Consider the following 19757-nt stretch of genomic DNA (forward strand, 5'->3'; position numbering starts at 1 on the left):
AGAATCGTAACAGCTGAGCGCCAATCAGCGCCATTTCAAGTAAAGAAATAGCTGGTGACGCGGCGGCCCGAATCCGACCTCATCCGCCGCGGTCCGGGCCAATTTATCGGAATTTATTGGACAAAAGGTGCCGCTGTCGGCGGCCGAGCATTAAAAATTATGGCGCACCCGACAGGATTCGAACCTGTGGCCTCTGCCTTCGGAGGGCAGCGCTCTATCCAGCTGAGCTACGGGTGCGAGCCGGGTGCGCCTAGCAAAGCATCGCCGGCCGCGCCAGCGATTCTATTTCGCGCCGGTTTCGCGCCTATTTCGTAATCGTGACCGGCTGGAACTTGCCCAGGCCACAGCGCGGGCCCGGACCGGCGCCGCCCGATTGCAGCACGGTGATGGTGTCGACCGAGCACAATTGGTTGGTCGACACCGAATAAGCGAAGCGTTCCTCGAAGCCGAGGCCGGGGCAGGCATTGGGCAAGGTGTTGCGCAGGATCTTGCGGTTGTTCATCTCGAAATCGATCACGCTGTCGCTGCGCACATGCGTCTCGCGGACCTGGCTGAGGTTGACGCAATCGACCGCCGGACCCGACGGGGTCGCGGGCGGGACTTCCTTGTCCTTCGCGCTGACGGGAGCGGCGATCGCGGCGGCGGCGAGGGCGAACAAGAGCGGGCGCATGGCTTTTCTAACTCCGTATCAGGCGGCGCGCGTCTTGGGCGCCGGCGTCTTGGGCTTGAACGCACAAAGATCGGCAACGACGCATCGCCAGCATTCGGGCGTGCGCGCCTTGCAGACATATCGGCCGTGCAGGATTAACCAGTGATGAGCGTGCAGCCGGAACGGCTGCGGCACGGCTTTCTCCAGCTTGAGCTCGACCGCCAGCGGCGTCTTGCCGCGCGCCAGCCCGGTGCGGTTGCCGACGCGGAAAATGTGGGTGTCGACCGCGAAGGTCTCCGCGCCGAACGCCACGTTCATCACGACATTGGCGGTCTTGCGCCCGACCCCCGGTAGTTTCTCGAGCTCGTCGCGATCGTCGGGGACCTGGCCGTCATGCTCGGCGATCAACTGCTCGGACAAGGCGATGACGTTCTTCGCCTTGGTGTTGAACAGCCCGATCGTCTTGATGTGCTCCTTGAGCTTCTCCTCGCCGAGCGCGACCATCTGTGCGGGCGTGTGGACCTCCTGGAACAGCTTACGCGTCGCCTTGTTGACCCCGACATCGGTCGCCTGTGCCGACAGCACGACCGCGACGAGCAATTGATAGGGATTGCCCGATTCGAGTTCGGTCTCGGGATGCGGATTGTCGGCGGCGAGGCGGCTGAAGAACTCGACCACATCGGCCTTGTTCATGCTAGCCTCACAGCCCCAATACCTCGGTCATCGCGTAGCGGCCGGCAGGCTGGCCGGCGAGCCACAGGGCCGCGCGAACCGCGCCGCGCGCGAACATCTCGCGGCTTTCGGCGCGATGGATCAGTTCGAGCCGCTCGCCGGGTCCGGCGAAGATCACCTGATGGTCGCCCGCGATCGATCCGCCGCGGATCGAGGCAAAGCCGATCGTCCCCTCGCTGCGCGCGCCGGTCAGCCCGGCGCGATCGACGACCTTGAGGTCGGTCAGCGTGGCACCGCGTCCTTCGGCGGCGGCATCCCCGAGCAGCAGCGCGGTACCCGAGGGCGCGTCGATCTTGTGGCGGTGATGCGCCTCGACGATCTCGATATCCCAATCGGGGCCGAGCCGCGCGGCGGCGTCGGCAACCAACCGTGCAAGCAAAGTGATGCCGAGCGAGGTCGTGCTGGTCTGCAGCACCGCGATCCGCGCCGCGGCATTGTCGATCAGGTCGTGATGCGCCTGACCAAGACCAGTGGTCCCGACGACGATCGGCGTCCCCGCCTCGCACGCCGCGGCCAGGTTCGCTTCGAGCGCCGATGGTGCGGTGAAATCGACCAGCACATCGGCACCCTTGGCCAGCGTCAGCGGATCGCCGCCGGCGTCGACGCCCCCCGCCACGGTCGCGCCGAAATCGGCGGCGATCGCGGCAATCGCGCGGCCCATCCGGCCCTCGCTTCCCAGAATTCCTATCGCGGTCATGGCTGTCCCCTTGCACCAATCTCCGGCGGCGCGACAGGGGGTAAGGGCGGTTGAACGCCGGGCAGTGTGGGCGTGGCGCCCAATACCAGCGACCAGGGCTGGGGCAGATAATCGACCGACATATAGAAATAGAAGGCGCAGCTGCCGTCGGGGCGATAGGTCGCACCTTTCAGGATGCCGAGCGCTATAGTGCCGGAAAAGACCGGCGATCCGCTGTCGCCGCCCTTGCACGTCGGCCCCGACACGGTGACCCAGGTCGGCAGGCACGCGCCGCCGCACAGATCGCCTGCCGGCGCGAAATCGGTCAGCTCAACGACCGCGCAGCTATAGCCGGTGCGCTCACCGCGATGGCAGACGAAATCGCCCGCCCGCGTCTGGTCGCGGGTTCGCGATCCGGTCACCGGGCGCTCGATCGTCCTGGCGGTATCGGCGTAGAACAGCCCGGCCAGGGGTCCCGGCACAGTGCCGATCTGGACGTCGTGATAGCCCCAGCCCCATTGACCGACGAAATCGAGTGGCACTTCGCTATGATCGGGCGCGATGAAACTCATCTGATCGAGGCAATGCGCCGCTGTGGCAATGCCGTAGCGTGTGCCGTCCGTGACCGCGAAGCCGCTGGTGCAGAGATAGCGTTTGCCATCGTCGGGGCTGGTCCCTTCCAACCGCGCGCCGCCGAGCGGGGGAGCGGACAGATTGACGTCGACATGGTCGACCACGCGGATGCTCACCGGGACACCGGCGACCGCCTCGACCTTTGCGCGCCATTGTTCGACGCCGCTCTTTGCCTCGCCGCTGGTGATCAGCACGACCAGTTCGCCGGTGCGCGGGTCGAGGCCCATCGCCGGTGGGCGGGTGAACATCGCGCGGATCTGCGCCTGGTGCCAGGTCACTGCCCAGATCACCCGATCGCGCGATGCCCGCGCACCGGTGCGAAAGGCGACGGGGACGGTCATCCCGCCGAGTTGCAGCGTCTCGTCGGGGACGGGGTCGCCGCCGGTCAGATAGACATTGATGCGGAAATCGGGGCGATGCTGGATCGAGATGCCGGCGATGCGGTCGCGATATCTGGCCTCGATTTCGTCGGTGACGGGGACGCTCGCCTCGAGCGCGGTGAGGCGGCGTTCGGCTTCCTCCTGCGGCACGGCGAACAGCTTGGCATATTCGGCGGCGTCGCGGGTCAGGGCTTCCGCAGGGGTCTCGACGGTCTGTGCCGCCGCCACGCGCGGCACGAATGCGAGGGTGAGCAATAGGCAGGTTAGCAGGAAACGCATATAGCCGCCGCTACCACCTCGATTTCGTCATCCCGGGCTTGTCCCGGGATCCACTGTGCCTCAATCCCGAAGCAGGAGCCTCTTGTCCAGCGCTTGCTGCCCGATGGACCCCGGGACAAGCCCGGGGTGACCGTTGAAGTGCGAGGATCACTCGGCCGCCGTCGCCCCCATCGTCACATAATCGAGTTTGCCCGTCCCGAGCACGGGCAGCGCATCGACCACCCGAATGTCGCGTGGAATGGCGAGTTCAGCAATCCCATTGGCCTTGCCCCATGCCTGCAACTCCGCCGCCTTCGCTCCCTTGGCCGTCGTGAACAGGACTAGTTGCTCCCCCTTGCGCGCATCGGTCCGCGTCACGACCGCATGGTCGGCGTCGGGCCAGGTCGCGGCGGCGTAGCCCTCGACTGCAGGCAGGGAGACCATCTCGCCGCCGATCTTGGCGAAACGCTTGGCGCGGCCGCGGATGGTGACGAAACCCATCTCGTCGATCGTCACGATGTCGCCGGTGTCGTGCCAGCCTTCTTCCGGGGGTTGCAGCGCGCCGGGCCGGTCGGCCTTCATGTAGCCGGCCATGATGTTGGGCCCGCGGATCGACAATTTGCCGCCTTCCCAGATGCCCTCGACCGGCTCGACTTTGGCCTCGATCCCCGGCAGCAGGCGGCCGACACTGCCTGCCTTGAAGTGCATTGGCGTGTTGACCGCGATTACCGGCGCCGCCTCGGTCGCGCCATAGCCTTCGAAGATGCGCACGCCGAATTTCTCGGCCCAGGTCTTGCGGGTCTCGTCGCGGACGCGCTCGGCGCCGGCGAAGACGTAGCGGACCGAATAGAAATCGTAATTATGCCCCATCCGCGCATAGCCGGCCAGAAAGGTGTCGGTGCCGAACAGGATCGTCGCATTGGCGTCGTATGCGAGCGCGGGCACGATCCGGTAATGGAGCGGGTTGGGGTAGAGCAGGGTGCGAATCCCGCTCAGGATCGGCAGCAAAGTGCCGCCGGTCAGCCCGAAGCTGTGGAACACCGGCAACGCGTTGAGCACCAGGTCGGACGAGTTGAAGTCGATCCGCGCCGACAGTTGCTGGCAATTGGACAGCAAGTTGCGATGGGTGAGGACGACGCCCTTGGGCAGCCCTTCCGACCCGCTGGTGAACAGGATCACTGCGGCGTCGTCGGGTGAGACCCCGCGGCGGCGATGGAGCCGTCCCGCCCAGCGCGCCGCGACCAAGGCGCGCAGCTTGGCGATCGCGCCGATGCCGGCGCCGATATCCTCGAGATAGACGATCTTGCGCCCGTCGGCTTCGAGGCCCTCGACGATCGGCTCCAGCTTGCCCTGCGCGATAAAGGCGCGCGCGGTGATGACCGTCTTGACCTCCGCCGCAATGCAGGCGGCCTTCAGATTGGTCAGCCCGGCCGTGTAGTTGAGCATCGCCGGTACGCGGCCGATCCGTTGCAGCGCGAAGAAAGTCGCGACCACGCCGGCGACGTTGGGCAGCAACACGCCGACCGCTTCGCCCTGTTTGGTCATCGGGTCGAACGCGCGGCCGAGCGCCATGCTGCCGACGACCAGTTTCTTGTAGGTCATCGGCTCGCGCTTGATGTCCTCGACGATCGGCGACTTGCCGCCATTGACGTCCTTCGCGTCGAGCAATGCCTGGAACAGCGTCGTCTCGGTTTCCGACGTCGCGAAGATCATGCTGCTCATTTCGTCATAGAGACGGCGCCCGGCGATCGCGCGGCGGGCGCGCGCGGTCATCTCGCCTTTGATCTCGAACCGCCGCGGCGGCAGCACGGTCAGCGTGATCTTGGGGAACAGCTTCAACCGAACCTTGCCGCGCAGCTTGGAGAAGGTCGAATATTGCGCGCCGTCGATCCGCACCGGGATGATCGGCGCATCGGCCTTGTCGGCGACCATGCCGGGGCCGTCGAACACTTTCATCAGCGCGCCGGTGACGGTGATCCGTCCCTCTGGGAAGATCACTAGCGTATTGCCGTCCTTGACCGCCTTGACCATCGCCTTGGTCGACATCGGATTGGTCGGATCGACCGGGAAGGCGCGGAACAGCTTGAGCGCGGGCTTGATCCACCAGCTCGCGACTACCGCGCTGTGCACCGCGAACACCGGCTTGCCGGGCAGGAACACCGCAAGCAGCAGACCGTCGAGCCACGACACATGGTTGACCACGACGACCGCGCGCTCGCCGGGCTTGGGCATATTCTCCTTGCCATGGACCTCGACGCGATAGGCGATTTCGAGCAGCGTCCGCATCAGTCGCTTGATCACCGTCTCGGGCAGCAGCCAGCAGCTGATCAGCGCGACGACCAGGGTCGAGAAGCCCATCGTCGCGATCACCGCGGGGATCGACGCGCCATAGGCCGCCATCGCAATCACCACCGCCATCACCAGCACGATGACGAGCGAATTGACGATATTGTTGGCGGCGATGATCCGCGAGCGCTCGGCGACCGGGCTGTTGGTCTGGAGCAAGGCATAAAGCGGCACGATGAACATGCCGCCGGCAAAGGCGAGGCCGGCGAGATCGATCAGGATGCGCCAGCTGCCCGGCGCGGCCACGAAGCGGGCAATATCGGCACCGGGGGCGGTGACGACGAAATGGTGCGTCGCCTGCCACAGGTCGATCATGAACCCGGCCATCAGCAAGGCGGCGAGCGGCACGTAGCGCGCCGACACCCTGCCCTTGAGCAGGCGGTTGACTGCCAGCGAGCCGATCGCGATCGAGATCGAGAAGACCAGCAGGAACAGGGTCACGACCGGCTTGCCCGCGCCGAGCCGGTTGCTGACGAGTGGCGCGAAATCGTTGAGCAACACCGCGCCGATCGCGAAGAACCAGCTGATCCCCAGGATGCACAGCCAGGCATCGCGCGCGTCATGCGCCGACCGCAACACTTGCCAGGTGCTGCGGAACACGTTGCGGTCGACCGGCACTACGCCCGGGGCCGCGGGCGCAGGCGGGATCGCCAGGCTGGCGAGGAACCCGAGCACGGCCATCCCGGTCGCGACCAGGCCCGCTTCCCAGGGCGGGATGAAATTGGGCATCAACTGGCCGGCCAGGATCGCCAGGAACGTGCCGGCCTCGATCATGCCGGTACCGCCCATGATCTCATTGGGGCCGAGATGCTGAGGCAGGATCGAATATTTGACCGGGCCGAAGATAGTCGAATGGCACCCCATCAGGAACAGGACGGTCAGCAGCAGCGGCACCGATTGCAGCGCCAGCCCGGCCAGGCCCATCGCCATGAACAGGATCTCCGCGCCCTTCACGATGCGCATCAATTTCGCCTTGTCCCACCCGTCGGCGATCTGCCCGGCCAGCGCCGAGAACAGGAAATAGGGCAGGATGAAGAGGCCGGTGGCGAGCGCCGCGAGCGACGCCGCGCCATTCTCGTCGCCCTTGTAGAGGGTGAAAGTGACGAGGAAGAGCATCGCATATTTGAGCGCGTTGTCGTTGAACGCGCCGATGAACTGAACGACGAACATCGGACCGAAGCGGCGCTTCGCGAGCAGCGAGAAATCAGGTGCGGACATGTTACCCCCGGGTGTCGGCAGGAACGGTATCGGTCGAGTATGACTCTTCGGTCAACGCGGCGTCGGCCAATGCAGCATCAGGAAGATAGCGGCTGTAGAGCCACCCCACCCCGATCAGGCTGAAGCCGAGCGCAGCGAACGACGCGATGCGCAGCAGCCCGTCAAGGCCCGCGGCGTCGAGCAGGAACACCTTGCCCACCGCCGCCAGCATCAGCACCAGTGAGACGATCCGCCAGTCGCGCGACGCACGACGGATGCCCCATTGCAGGAAGCCGATCGCGATCACGATCGCGGTGAGCGACCGGCCGATGTCTTCGGTCTGGCTCACCCCCGCTTCCGACAGCAAGGAGCCATGGAATGCCTGGCGCAGCAGCGACGCGGCGAGCATCAGGATCAGCGCCATCCGCATCCCGTCGCGCGCGCGGTCCGCCCCCGGCCCGGGAAAGGCATGGCTCGACAGCCACAGCAAGGCGAAGGCGATGCCGTAGGCCGGCACCAGCCACGGTCCGACCAATTGGTCGGTCCATAACGGATTGTGCATCGCGCCCGTGAACCAGGCGAAATGAAGCAAAGCCGTCGTCGCGATTCCTATCGCGATCCGCCGGGCGCCGAGCCGCCACGCGCCGATAGCGGTGGCGGCGAGCAAGGCTTCCCACATGCTTCGCTCGGCCATGCCGGCAGCGACGAAATGCGCCCCGTCGACGATCGCGAAGACATGCTTCCACAACGAGTGGGCGGCGATCAGGCTGAACACGATCGCGACGATCGATCCGATCTCTCGCAGCCGCTCGGGCACGATATCGCGGAGCAACAAAGCGACGAGCACGCAGGCCGGCGCGGCAACGCGGATCAGCGTCATGTCGATTGGTGGGGTCGCCGTGACCAGGAAGGGTATGCCGACGATGGCGCCGCCCGCGCCCGCTGCCCAGATCAGCAGCGGCTGCACGGCCCAACCGATCGACAACAAGGCAGCCGTTGGCGCCACGGTTAACGGTGTGCGCCGGCCCGCGAGTGCCGCGCCGGCAAGAATTACCGCCGGCACCAGCGCTAGCCAGGTTGCGGGCACGACCTGCGCCGCGGCGACATAAATGAGCAGGACGGCTATTGCAGCACTGCCCTGGCGCACGCCCCAGTCGATCGACCAGCGGGCGAAGCTTGCCGCCGCCGCAGCCCCGACTGTCCAGCGCAGCAAGGCGATGCCAATATCGTGATCCTGCACCAGGCCGACCGCACGTCCGATCTCGTCGGCGTCATAGCCAACGAGCAATGCCAATGCAGTCATTCCTGCCACCAATGAGGAGTGGCCGATCCGATCGTCGTCGGCGACGCGACCCAGCAACAATATCGTGACCGCGGCCAGCGCGACGATCGGTCCGATCGCCCACACCGGCGCCAGCAGGCTGGCGCCAAGCGCCGCCAGCACGACCGCACTGATACCCAGGATCGCAAACCGCGCATCGTCGCGCCGGACGGCCGTCCGCCAGCCCCAGCCGGCCGCGGCACCCGTCACGAACGCAGCAACGAGTGCCAGTGGCGCGAAATCGGCGCGCGATTGCTGGAACCAGAAATGGCTCGCGGGGATCAGCACACCGGCAAAGCCGAGCGCCGCCACCTGCGCTGCATCGCTCAACCGGCCATCGGGGCGCCACAGCCGCCACAAGGCAGGCAGGCCATAGATCGCCGACCCACCGGCTAGTACCAGCGCCAGCATCATGCCGTCAGGGCTTGGCCAGACAGCGGTGAGCAGCAGCCCGACCACCAATCCGGCCAGCGGCAATTCGGCCAAGCTGGGCTCGCGTCGCGCCAGCCAGATCATCGCCGCCGACAGCAAGGCGAACAGGCCCCAGTCGAGCGGGGCGAAACCGCCGATCGCAACGATCGCCGCCATTTGCGCGCAGCCGAACAACGCGGCGATCACGCGGACCACGCGCCCGGGGTCACCGACCATCGCAAGCGGAAAGACGATCGCGAGCATCAGGGTCAGCATGCCGGTCGACAGCAATGATGCGATGTCGTGCAATCCGGTCGCGATCAATACCAGGCCCCAGCCGAACCCGCCCGCCACCGCAAGCGCGCCGAGCCACCACCAACCCTGGCGTCGCCCGAGCATCGACAATCCGCCCGCGGTCAACGCGAGCCAACTCGCAAGCAATGGTATGTCGGGGGAGGCCGATCCGACCAACGCCGGCGCGGCGAGACCGCCGACCAGCCCCAATATAGCACTCGGGGCGCCGAAACGGACCGACAGCAATCCAGCGAGCAAGGTGATCGCGGCCAGCCCGGCGAAGGCGGTCATCGGTCCGATCAGCTGATAGAGGTTCGCCGCGACCAGCACGGAGGCATAGAGCGTCGCGATGCCCGCGCCCGAAAGCGCCTGACGGATGCGCGGATCTCTCGCCACGTCGTCGCGGCGCAGCGCGAGCTCGGCGCCAGCGATCAGCCCGCTGCCGAACACCAGGCCCAGGATTACGCGCACCGGCGGCGACAACAGGCCGGCATCGATCGAGTATTTGACGATCAGGAACCCGGCCACCGCGAGCGTGATGCCGCCGGCCCAGATCGGCAGGTAGCGCCCAAAAATATCCTCGAACCCGAACCGCCTCGCGTACCGTTCGGCCGGCGCCGCAGCATGTGCCAGCGGTTCGATGGCCGGTGCAGGGGGAAGGGTTTCCGGTTCGGGCGCGACATAGAGCGTCGCCGGCGCAGCCTCGGCGATCGTTTGGGGAATTGGCTGCACCTCGGCAGGCGGCTGCCGCCCCGGCTCCGGCGCAATCCAGTCGGTCCGCTCGAATCCTGCCTGATCGGGCATGTCGTCTCGCGCGATTCGTTCACGTCGATCGAGCGCCAGCTCGAGTAGGGCGATCCGCTGCGTGAGCGCGTCGTCGCGCTGCCACAAAACCACCGCCACGACGATCAGACCGATCAGCACCAACGCGGTCATTGCCTGAGCCTCCTCCAGGATGGGGCGCTGGATAGCATAAACTGAGCGGTGTTCAATAAAAATATTAGACACTGTTCAATTAAACGCTTAGGCGGGGCCATGGGACGGCGGTCAGATCATACGCGCGACGAACTCGAGCAGCTGATCATCGGTGCGGGGCACACCTTGCTGGCCGAGGTCGGCTATCACCGCTTCTCGGCGCGGGAGGTGGCGAAGCGGATCGGCTATTCGGTTGGCACGATCTACAACGTGTTCGACAGCCTCGACGACCTGATGCTGGCGATCAACGGCCGTACGTTTCTGATCTGGGCGGAAACGATCGCCCGGTCTCTGCAAAATGCGGGTCTTGATCGTATCGCATTGCTGGTCGCGTCCTATTTCGATTTCGCCACCAGCAACCGCAATCTGTGGATGGCGATTTACGATCACCGGTTACCGGCCGGCGTGCCCCTTCCCGATCGTTATGCGCGCCAGCGCGGCGTGCTGACCGATATCCTGAGAGGCGAAATCGCGGCCGTACTGCCCGAAGATCGTCGCGACCTCGCCCCAGCGCTCGCCCGTTCCTTGCTGGCGACGGTCCACGGCCATTGCGTGTTCGCGCTCAACGGCACCTTCGCCCTGCTCGACGAACGCGATCCGCATGGCGCCGCGTTGGCCCGGGTGCGCGAAGCGCTGGCGGCGGCCGGGGCACACATCGCCGTCTGAGGCCGTCCGGTTCGTCCGCCGACCGCCCTGCTAACGACTCGCAACAAAGCGATAGCTGGAACGAACCCGACCTCGATGCGGTTGAAGGAGGAAATCCAGGAGAGACAATATGGCCGACAAACAGGATGCGATCGCGCTGCTCAAAGCCGATCACCGCAAGGTCGAGGAACTGTTCGAACGGTTCGAGAATGCGCGCGGCGAGGGCAGCAAGCAGAAGATCGCGCTCGACATCTGCCTCGAACTGACCGTCCACGCCCAAATCGAGGAAGAGATTTTTTACCCCGCCTGCGAAGGCAAGATCGAGGAAGATCTGCTCAAGGAAGCCTATGTCGAACATGACGGCGCCAAGGTGCTGATCGCCGAGATCGAGGCGGGCGCGCCGAGCGACGAATTCTACGACGCCAAGGTCAAGGTGCTGTCGGAACAGATCGAGCACCATGTCGAAGAGGAAGAAAAGCGGATGGAAGGCATGTTTAGCCAGGCGCGTCACGCAGGGTTGGATATGGATGCGCTCGGCGATCAGCTGCGTGCGCGCAAGGAAGAGCTGACCGCCCATTACAAAGCGAATGGGCTCACCAAGCCGGAAACCACGACCTTGACCGAGGCCACCGTCTGACGGCCGCGCTCATCCGCCCGCCACGCTCCCGCTCGGTGCGCGCCCATGCTTGATTGCGTGGTGGTGGGCGGCGGCCCGGCGGGGCTGACGGCGGCGATCTATCTGGCACGCTTCCATCTCGACGTGCGCGTGATCGACGCCGGCAATAGTCGCGCGGCGACGATCCCGATGACGCGCAACCATGCCGGGTTTCCCGATGGCATTGCCGGTGCCGACCTGCTCGACCGCATGCGGACGCAAGCCCGACGCTATGGCGCTGCCCTGGTGCAGGCAGAAGTTGCCGGCCTGAGCGAGGCCCCCGACGGCCTGCTAGTTTCGGTTGGCGATGAGGTCATCGCCACGCGAAGTGTCCTGCTCGCTACCGGAGTCGTCAATCGCCGTCCGCCGATGCCTGACGATCTGCATGCAACCGCATTGGCGCGCGGATTGCTGCGCTATTGCCCGATTTGCGACGGATATGAAGTGACCGATCGCCGCGTCGCGGTGCTCGGCACCGGTGCCCACGGGACGCGCGAAGCGGTGTTCCTGCGCGGCTACACCGCGGACGTGACGCTGATCGCACTAGAGGGGCAGCACGTTCTCGCCCCTGCCGAGCGCGCGCTGCTGGCGCAATGCGGGGTGGCAACGGTCGATGGTCCGGCCGCCGCCTTCGCGATCGACGGCGACAAGATCGGCCTGCGCACGCCCGAGCGCGATTGGCGCTTCGACAGCCTCTATCCGGCGCTCGGCTCGGACATCAATTCGGGGGTGGCCATTGGCCTCGGCGCGGCGCGGTCGGACGAAGGGTGCCTGATCGTCGATGCGCATCAACGGACCAATATCGCGCGCCTGTATGCGGCGGGAGACGTGGTCAAGGGCCTCGACCAGATCAGTCACGCGATGGGCGAAGGCGGCGTGGCGGCCACCACGATCCGCAACGACCTGGCGAGCGAGCACGCGTTGCTGCGCCCTGCACTGGTTGAATGAGCGCTTCGGCTCCTGCCCCGTAAGCTCAGCGATGGCTTCTGTTGCCGGCCGCCATCGCCGGTTGCTCCGCGACTCGCCTGAGATCGGATACATGCACGTCCATGCGGCCCGGGCTGTCTGCACAATGCGCCGCGTAATAAAGCCGCCACGGCCTCCGCTGATCGATCGCCGCGCCGAGCACGAAGGGCGAGCAGCCGATGCCAAGCGGGCGCCTCGGCGTCCAACCCGATCGCGCACGATAAGATACGAACAATCGCACATCGGCGGCGTCCGCATCCATGTCGCCGACGCTGAAAACAAGCGCGCGGCCATCCGGCGTGATCGCGGCATCGAGTTCGTCGAGCGGGCCGTTGATCGCACTGCCCAGATTGGCCGGCTTGGCATCAGGCGTGTGAAGATCGACCTCGTACAGATCCTGCTTGCCGCGGCCGCCCCAGCCGTTCGACGAAAAAATCAGGCCGCCCGACCGTGTCGGGGTCGCGGCCCATTCCTCTCCGGGCGTGTTGACCTGCGGACCCAGGTTGCGCGGCGTGCCGAAGCGGCCGTTGACGGCATCGATCGAGACGACATAGAGGTCGCTGCCGCCTAGTCCGCCGGCGCGGTCGGATTGGAAGTAGACCCAACGGCCGTCCGGCGAGAAAGCGGGATCGAATTCGGCTGCATCGGTATCGAAGGACACTCGCGCCGGCGTCGACCATCCTCCGTGAATGCGATGAATTTCCCAGATATCCTGCTGGTCTGCCGCGGCATCGCGCCCGATCGTGCCCCACAGAATACGTCTGCCATCCGGGCTATGGGCAATGCGCACTTCCGCCGCGGCGGTCGATATCACGCCGGGACGAACGAGCGCGTCGCTCGCCGGCGCCAGTGCGAGCGAGAGGGCCAGGATGGAGATCATACGGGCAGTCGTCTCGCTGCCCGGCGCGGCCGATGATGAACATGTGCCATCGTCAATCTATGTAATTGGCGTCGACTATCGGCAAGAGCGGGTCGATCTGACCAATCTTACCGGATTTCCTCAGGCAGGCCGTCGGGCCCTGGCAAAGCAGTATACCGTTGCTCAAACACCCTGCCCGGCGAAGCCGAACTGCGCGACATCTGTCGGGTGTCGGCCCATCGGAAAGGGCAGGGACGCCGATCGCGATAATTTCTTGATGTCCGAGAAATACTAAACGGTCCAAAATGGTTCGGCATTGGGCTAGCGTAGCACCATGGATGATTCGCGCTTCTCTTCGTTGACCCCCCGGGAGATCGAATGTTTGAAGGGTGTCGCGCAACACAAGCGCACCAAGGACATCGCGAGCGACCTAGACCTCTCCCCCAAGACGGTCGATGCGTACATTGCCAATGCGGTGCGAAAGCTCGGCTTCTCCGATCGCGACAGCGCGGTTCGCGCGCTGATGAGCAGCAGCGCGATGATAGGGGGTTTTTCCTCATCGGCAATTTCCGGCGTTGAGAATGAGGGTTCGACGGCGTCTTCCTCGTGGCTCGGACGGCTACCCTTGCCGTTCCCGACACGAGAAAGGCCGACCAATGACCTGAATTATCCCGGGACCATCGTCGCGATCGTGGTCGCGGCGTCGCTGATGGTGGCAGCCATGTCGCTCTACATTCTCGCCATCAGCATTTTTACCGAGCACCCATAAGCGCTCAATCCAGCAGTAGATCTTGATCTGGCCGGGCCGTCAGGCGCCGGCGAGGGGGGAAGCCATGTCCGTCGCATCAATTCGCACCACCAATCTTGAGTCCGTTCCGACAAACAATCTGGCGGTTGCACGCAAGATTTTGCGCGCCTTGCTGCCGGCCGAAACCGGCATCGATAACGCGATCGTCGCACAAACCGACCTGATCAGTTCGATCGTTCGTGGCCGCATGGAAATGGGGGCATCGATCCATCTCGGCCACGATGCCGCGATGCTGGCGGCGGATTCGCTCAATCGTCTGTTCGAGGTGCGCGAGCAGACGATCAAATGCCACCAACGTCTTGCCATCACGCGCGACGCGCTCGGGCTGGATGGGTCCGACATCGGTTGCACCAAGGGGAGCTCTTGACAGCTCGCCGCAAGGTAAGGGCTGGGTAATCTCGTCGGCTGATGTAGAGGAGGCATCCCTATGAAGTCGTTCCTCTTAGTCGGCCTTTTACTCCAGGTCTTCGCGTTACCGACGCTATGTGCGTTTGCATGGTTCCGGGGCGGCGTGACGGAGCGGCGCGTTGCGACTGCTCTGTTCATCGCCGTAGTCGCAACCACGACGACGGATGCTTTCGGGACGCGTTGGCAGGGTCCTAACTGGGCTGTGATTACCGTGGACGTCATCTTGATGGCTGTCCTCGTCGTGATCGCGCGCCAAAGCACAAGGTTCTGGCCGATATGGACAGCAGCATCACAATTGGGGGGATGCCTCGCGCATCTTCCCGCCATACTGAATCCGGAAATTCCCAAGCATCTGTACGGCGCCACCCAGCCTTTTTGGGTATGGCCGCTGATGATGAGTCTTTTGATCGGGGTCCTCTCCGTGCATCGGCTGCGCCGGATGCAGGAGAAATCGGGCGGTCCGCCAGCGTCGATTCCGGTCTAATCGCTTACGCCAAGTTCCTGCTCAAGACGGCGGGGCGACGGACGAAGGTGGCGTCGGAACTCCGCCTGGTCAGCGCTCAATGGAGCATCCTGCTCGACTTGTTCATCTCTGCGTTCGAGCGGCGAACGGTGCCGACCGGCGATGCCTGTCTTGCCAGTTCGGCACCGCATTCGACTGCGTTGCGTCACCTCATCTTCCTGATGGAAGCGGGCTATGTCAGCCGGCTGCCGGACGCGGACGATGCGCGCCGCACGCTGGTCGGACTCACGCCCAAAGGGGTGGAACTCGTCGGCGGTTGCCTGCAGGCTGAATTCGATGCGCTGAAGGCGGCCCTGGGCGTGCGGATCGACTGAACCGCCTCGGAAGGGGCGGACCGGTCACTTAAGACCAGCCGCCCGCCAGCGCGCGGAACACGTCGATCTGGGCATCGGCGATCCGCGCGTCCTGTTCGGCAAGGGTCGCCTCGGTCTCGGCATAGGTGCGCTCGGCATCGAGCCAAGCGAGCGAGTCGACCGCCCCTTCACGCTGTTGTGCGCGGGTGATCGCCGCGGCGCGTGCCGCTTCATCGCGCGCCGCCTTGAGCGCGGTTCGGCGATCCAGCGCGCGCGCATAGGCGTTGAGTGCGGTCTCGGTCTCTTCCAACGCGCGGAGTACGGTGCCGTCGAAGGTCGCGAGCGACGCCTGGGTGTCGGCCTTGGCCGCGGCGATCTTGGCGCGCGCGCCTTCCTGGTTGGGGAAGGCCCAGTTGATCAGCGGCCCGAGCAGCCAGCGCAGCGGCCCGCCGCCGAACACGTCGCCGATATTGGGTCCGGTCGAGCCGATCGACCCGCCCAGGCTGATATGCGGATAGAGATCGGCGGTAGCGACGCCGATCCGTGCGGTGTCGGCGGCAAGCCGGCGATCGGCAGCGAGGACGTCGGGACGGCGCTTGAGCAGCGCAGTGCCGTCGCCGACCGGGATCGGCTGGGTGATTTCGAGCCCGATGACGCGCTCGCCGGCCGCGGCCGGAAGGTCGGCCGGCGGCCGGCCAGTCAAGGTCGCGAGGCGGAACAAGGCGGCCTGGCGGTCGGCCTCCAGCGCGGGAATGTCGGCCGCGCGCTGCTGGCGGAGCGTGGCGATGCGCGAGACGTCGAGCTGCGTCGCAAGCCCGGCGTCGTGCCTCCGCTGGGTGAGCAGCAACGATTTGTCGAGCAGGTCGACGATCTGGTTGGCGACCTTGAGCCGCGCGGCGCCCGACGCGGCGTCGGCGTAAGCGCGGGTGGTGTCGGCGACCACCGCGAGACGGACTGCGTCGGCATCGGCTGCGGCGGCGGCTTCGTCACCGCGTGCCGCCTCGATCCCGCGCTTGACGCGACCGAACAGATCGACCTCGTATGACACCGACAGGCCGGTATCGATCGACCAATCCTCACGCGGTGAGCCTGGCGCGCGCTGACTTTCGGGGAGGCGGCCATAAGTGGCGCCGGCATTGAGCCCGGTCGACGGCAGCCGGTCGCTGCGCGCACCGCGCAGCGACGCGCGGGCGCGTTCGAGATTCGCCACCGCGACGCGGATGTCGGTGTTCGACTTGAGCGCGTCGGCGATCAGTCCATCCAGCACCGGGTCCTGGTAGAGCCGCCACCAATTGGACGCCGCCGGATCATCGCTGAGCGCGGGCGAATTGGCCGAGACGAACTGGCCGGCCGCGGTCGGCGGGGTGATGGGTGCGACATAGTTGGGCCCCACCGCGCAGGCGGCGAGCGCCAGCGCGGAAACCATCGGGGCAATCAGGCGAAGCGAATGCATGGCTTGGTTCCTCATTCGGCCGGTTGCAGCGATCCGGACAGGTCCGGGCCGGCGGCGGGCCGCTTGCCGCGCGCGCGGGCGATGCGGTCGCCCAGCGCGCGGCACACGACGTAGAAAGTGGGGGTGAACAGCAGGCCGAAGGCCGTGACGCCGATCATCCCGAAGAACACCGCGGTGCCCAGAGCCTGACGGAGCTCCGAGCCCGCGCCGCTCGCCACCAGCAGCGGCACGGTGCCCAGGATGAAGGCGAAGCTGGTCATCAGGATCGGCCGCAAGCGGGTCTGCGCCGCCTGGATCGCGGCACGCGCCGGGCTCAGCCCTTCCTGCTCCTCGCCCTGCTTGGCGAACTCGACGATCAGGATCGCGTTCTTCGCCGCCAGGGCGATCAGGACGACGAGGCCGATCTGGGTCAGGACGTTATTGTCCATCCCCCTCAGGTTCACCCCGACCATCGCGGCGAGCAGACACATCGGCACGATCAGGATGATCGACAGCGGCAGCACCAGGCTTTCATATTGCGCTGCCAGCACCAGGAAGACGAACACCACCGCCAGCGCGAAGACCACGCCCGCCGTGCTGCCCGCCGCCTTTTGCTGATAGGCGATACCGGTCCACTCCGTACCGTAATCGGCCGGCAGGTTATCGGCGGCGAGCTTTTCGAAGGTCTTCAGCGACTGGCCCGACGAATAGCCCGGCGCGGTGTCGCCATCGACCTCGACCGCGGGGAACAGGTTGTAGCGCACGACGCGATACGGCCCGGTGCGATCGCTGAAATTGGCGACCGATCCGATCGGCACCATCTCACCCGAATTCGACCGCGTCTTGAGGTTGGCGATATCGGCGACGGTCGCGCGGAACGGGGCATCGGCCTGGGCAGTGACGCGATAAGTGCGCCCGAGCAGGTTGAAGTCGTTCACATAGGCCGAGCCGAGATAGACGTTGAGCGCTTCGAACACCCGCTCGGGCGGTACGCCGATCAGATCGGCCTTGGCCCGGTCGATATCGGCGAAGACGCGCGGCGTGTTGGTGTCGAAGAAGGTATAGACCTGGTTCAAGCCCGGAGTCTGATTGGCCTTCCCGATCAGCCCATAGGACTTGGCGGCAAGGTCGGCATAACCATGCCCGCCACGATCCTCGACCATCAGGCGATAGCCGCCGGCCGAGCCGATTCCCTGGATCAGCGGTGGGGGCACGATCATCAACCGCGCCTCGTTGATGTCGGCGGTCGCCTTGCGCGCCTCACCCATAATGCTGGCAAGCGTGACGCCGAGCTTCTCGCGATCCTCGAACGACTTGAGCGGGATGTAGGCGGCGGCCGAATTCGGCGCGAGCGTCTGCGACGGCCCGTCGAACCCGGCGAGCATCACCGCGCCCTTGACGCCCTTCAGCGGCAGGATGCGGTTGGCGACCTTGCGCATCACCGCGTCGGTACGCTCGACCGAGGCGCCGGGCGGCAGCGAGATAACGGTCAGGAAGTAGCCCTGATCCTGCGCTGGGATGAAGCCGGTCGGTGTCGCCCAGAACAAGGCGGCGGTCGCGGCGATCAGGCCGGCATAGATCGTCATCATCCGCTTCGGGCGTGCGACCAGGCGCGCGGTGAGGCGCGCATAGCCATTGCTCATCCGCTCGAAACCGCGGTTGAAGCGGTCGCCTGCCGCCAGCACCAACTGGTGCACGCGGCCCCCCGTCGCTTCTTCGGCACGCGGGCGCAGCAGCAAAGCGGCGAGCGCGGGCGACAGGGTCAGCGACAGCAGCAGCGAGATGATCGTCGCGGTGGTGATGGTCACCGCGAACTGCTGATAGAAGGCGCCCGACAGGCCGGTCAGGAACAGGGTCGGCACGAACACCGCGCAGAGCACCAGCACGATCGCGACCAGTGCTGCGGACACTTCGTCCATCGACGTGCGTGCCGCCTCCAACGGGCTCAGCCCGTGTTCGAGATTGCGCTCGACATTCTCGACCACGACGATGGCGTCGTCGACGACGATGCCGATCGCCAGGACCAGGCCGAACAGCGACAGATTGTTGAGCGAATAGCCGAGCCCGGCCAACACGGCGAAGGTGCCGATCAGCGAGACCGGGATCGCCACCACCGGGATGATCGCGGCGCGCCATTTCTGCAGGAACACGACGATCACCAGCACGACGAGCACGATCGCTTCGAGCAAGGTGTGCATCACCGCGGTGACCGATTGCTGGATGAAGTCGGTCGGGTTCCAGATGACGCTATAGGCGAGCCCCTTGGGGAATTTCGCCGACATCGCGTCCATTTCCGCCTTCACCTTCTCGGCGGCGGCCAGCGCGTTGGATCCGGGCCGCTGGAAGATGCCGAGAACGACAGTCGGCTTGCCCGACAGATAGGTGTTGGAATTATAGTCGGCGGCGCCGAGCTCGACGCGGGCGACGTCGGAAACGCGGACCTGGCGGCCATCGGGATCCGAGCGGACCACGACATTGGCGAACTGCGCCGGGTCGGTCAGCCGGCCCTGCGTCTCGACGTTGAACTGGAAGGCATTGCCCTGGGCATAAGGCGGCTGGCCGAGCGAGCCGGCGGCAACCTGGACGTTCTGCGCGCGCAAGGCCTGGACGATTTCGCCCGCGGTCAGGTTGAGTGCCGCGGCGCGATTGGGGTCGATCCAGACGCGCATCGCATAGTCGCGGCTGCCGAACAGCCGCACGTCGCCGACGCCGTCGATCCGGCTCAGCCGGTCGCGCACCTGGGTCAGCGCGTAATTGGAGAGATAGCCGCGATCGAGCGAATTGTCGGGCGAGACCAGGTTCACCACCATCAGGAAGTCGGGCGAGGTCTTGCGCGTGACGACGCCTAGACGCTGCACTTCCTCGGGCAGGCGCGGCACCGCGATCGCGACGCGGTTCTGCACCAGCACCTGCGCGGCATCGAGATTGGTGCCGATCTTGAACGTGACGGTGATCGTGACGTTGCCGTCGCCGGTCGATTGCGACGACTGGTACAGCATGTTGTCGACGCCGTTGATCTCCTGCTCGATCGGCGCGGCGACCGTCTCCGCCACCGTCTCGGCTGAGGCGCCGGGATAGGAGGCGCTGACCGTGACGGTCGGCGGTACGATGTCGGGATATTGCGACACCGGCAGGCTGACCCAGGCGATCGCGCCGACAATGGTGATGATCACCGCGATGACCGCGGCGAAGATCGGGCGCGTGATAAAGAAGCGCGACAGGCGCATGATTCCTGTTCCTCGGAAAAAGAGGCGAAAGTTTAGGAGGCCTTGTCCCTCCACCCGTTCGCCCTGAGC

Annotated in this window: 16 protein-coding genes and 1 tRNA gene; 7 read left to right on the plus strand and 10 right to left on the minus strand. The window is 65.7% G+C overall.

What is annotated here, in order from left to right:
* Positions 1-160: 160 nt before the first annotated feature.
* The 7 genes from SMA01S_RS14065 to SMA01S_RS14095 form a co-directional block, all read right to left on the minus strand.
* Positions 161-237, minus strand: a tRNA-Arg gene (locus SMA01S_RS14065).
* Positions 238-304: 67 nt separating this feature from the next.
* Positions 305-670, minus strand: coding sequence for a hypothetical protein (locus tag SMA01S_RS14070; protein WP_066823412.1), 366 nt, complete (start codon positions 668-670; stop codon positions 305-307).
* Positions 671-688: 18 nt separating this feature from the next.
* Positions 689-1342 carry an endonuclease III gene (gene nth / locus SMA01S_RS14075; RefSeq protein ID WP_066823415.1) on the minus strand — a complete coding sequence of 218 codons (654 nt, stop codon included), beginning with the start codon at positions 1340-1342 and terminating at the stop codon, positions 689-691.
* A gap of 7 nt (positions 1343-1349) precedes the next feature.
* Positions 1350-2078, minus strand: a complete 729-nt coding sequence (dapB, locus tag SMA01S_RS14080; protein ID WP_066823418.1) for a 4-hydroxy-tetrahydrodipicolinate reductase — start codon at positions 2076-2078, stop codon at positions 1350-1352.
* Entirely contained in the window at positions 2075-3349 is a 1275-nt protein-coding gene (locus tag SMA01S_RS14085; protein WP_157093946.1) for a chymotrypsin family serine protease, read from the minus strand. Before SMA01S_RS14085 ends, dapB begins: the two co-directional genes overlap by 4 nt.
* Before the next feature lie 147 nt (positions 3350-3496).
* Positions 3497-6892 (minus strand): acyl-[ACP]--phospholipid O-acyltransferase, encoded by a 3396-nt coding sequence (locus tag SMA01S_RS14090; RefSeq protein ID WP_174543151.1) that lies wholly within the window; start codon positions 6890-6892, stop codon positions 3497-3499.
* A 1-nt stretch (position 6893) separates the two neighbouring features.
* Entirely contained in the window at positions 6894-9833 is a 2940-nt protein-coding gene (locus SMA01S_RS14095) for a DUF2339 domain-containing protein (RefSeq protein ID WP_066823421.1), read from the minus strand.
* Positions 9834-9932: 99 nt separating this feature from the next.
* Here SMA01S_RS14095 and SMA01S_RS14100 point away from each other — a divergent pair, with 99 nt between their 5' ends.
* The 3 genes from SMA01S_RS14100 (at position 9933) to SMA01S_RS14110 (ending at position 12120) form a co-directional block, all read left to right on the plus strand.
* Entirely contained in the window at positions 9933-10538 is a 606-nt protein-coding gene (locus tag SMA01S_RS14100; RefSeq protein ID WP_066823424.1) for a TetR/AcrR family transcriptional regulator, read from the plus strand.
* 109 nt (positions 10539-10647) lie between these two features.
* Positions 10648-11154 carry a hemerythrin domain-containing protein gene (locus SMA01S_RS14105; protein ID WP_066823427.1) on the plus strand — a complete coding sequence of 169 codons (507 nt, stop codon included), beginning with the start codon at positions 10648-10650 and terminating at the stop codon, positions 11152-11154.
* A gap of 45 nt (positions 11155-11199) precedes the next feature.
* Positions 11200-12120, plus strand: a complete 921-nt coding sequence (locus tag SMA01S_RS14110; RefSeq protein WP_066823429.1) for an NAD(P)/FAD-dependent oxidoreductase — start codon at positions 11200-11202, stop codon at positions 12118-12120.
* 25 nt (positions 12121-12145) lie between these two features.
* Here the strand turns inward: SMA01S_RS14110 and SMA01S_RS14115 are convergent, their stop codons facing one another.
* On the minus strand, positions 12146-13018 hold the full coding sequence (locus SMA01S_RS14115) for a TolB family protein (RefSeq protein WP_066823431.1): 873 nt from the start codon (positions 13016-13018) through the stop codon (positions 12146-12148).
* Between the two features lie 313 nt (positions 13019-13331).
* Here SMA01S_RS14115 and SMA01S_RS14120 point away from each other — a divergent pair, with 313 nt between their 5' ends.
* The 4 genes from SMA01S_RS14120 to SMA01S_RS14135 are packed head-to-tail and all read left to right on the plus strand — an operon-like array spanning position 13332 to position 15050.
* Positions 13332-13766: a helix-turn-helix domain-containing protein gene (locus SMA01S_RS14120; RefSeq protein WP_066823433.1), complete on the plus strand. Its 435-nt coding sequence runs from the start codon at positions 13332-13334 to the stop codon at positions 13764-13766.
* A 22-nt stretch (positions 13767-13788) separates the two neighbouring features.
* Positions 13789-14172, plus strand: coding sequence for a hypothetical protein (locus tag SMA01S_RS14125; protein WP_157093947.1), 384 nt, complete (start codon positions 13789-13791; stop codon positions 14170-14172).
* A 60-nt stretch (positions 14173-14232) separates the two neighbouring features.
* The gene (locus SMA01S_RS14130) at positions 14233-14697 is read left to right on the plus strand and encodes a hypothetical protein (protein ID WP_066823437.1); all 465 of its coding nucleotides are present in this window, start codon (positions 14233-14235) and stop codon (positions 14695-14697) included.
* A gap of 47 nt (positions 14698-14744) precedes the next feature.
* Positions 14745-15050, plus strand: coding sequence for a MarR family winged helix-turn-helix transcriptional regulator (locus SMA01S_RS14135; protein ID WP_066823439.1), 306 nt, complete (start codon positions 14745-14747; stop codon positions 15048-15050).
* A 28-nt stretch (positions 15051-15078) separates the two neighbouring features.
* Here SMA01S_RS14135 and SMA01S_RS14140 read toward each other — a convergent pair whose 3' ends face one another.
* Positions 15079-16482, minus strand: coding sequence for an efflux transporter outer membrane subunit (locus tag SMA01S_RS14140; RefSeq protein WP_066823441.1), 1404 nt, complete (start codon positions 16480-16482; stop codon positions 15079-15081).
* A gap of 11 nt (positions 16483-16493) precedes the next feature.
* The gene (locus SMA01S_RS14145) at positions 16494-19688 is read right to left on the minus strand and encodes an efflux RND transporter permease subunit (RefSeq protein ID WP_066823444.1); all 3195 of its coding nucleotides are present in this window, start codon (positions 19686-19688) and stop codon (positions 16494-16496) included.
* Positions 19689-19757 lie beyond the last annotated feature (69 nt).

The organism is Sphingomonas mali NBRC 15500 (assembly GCF_001598415.1).
In the GTDB taxonomy this organism is placed as follows: Bacteria; Pseudomonadota; Alphaproteobacteria; order Sphingomonadales; family Sphingomonadaceae; genus Sphingomonas; species Sphingomonas mali.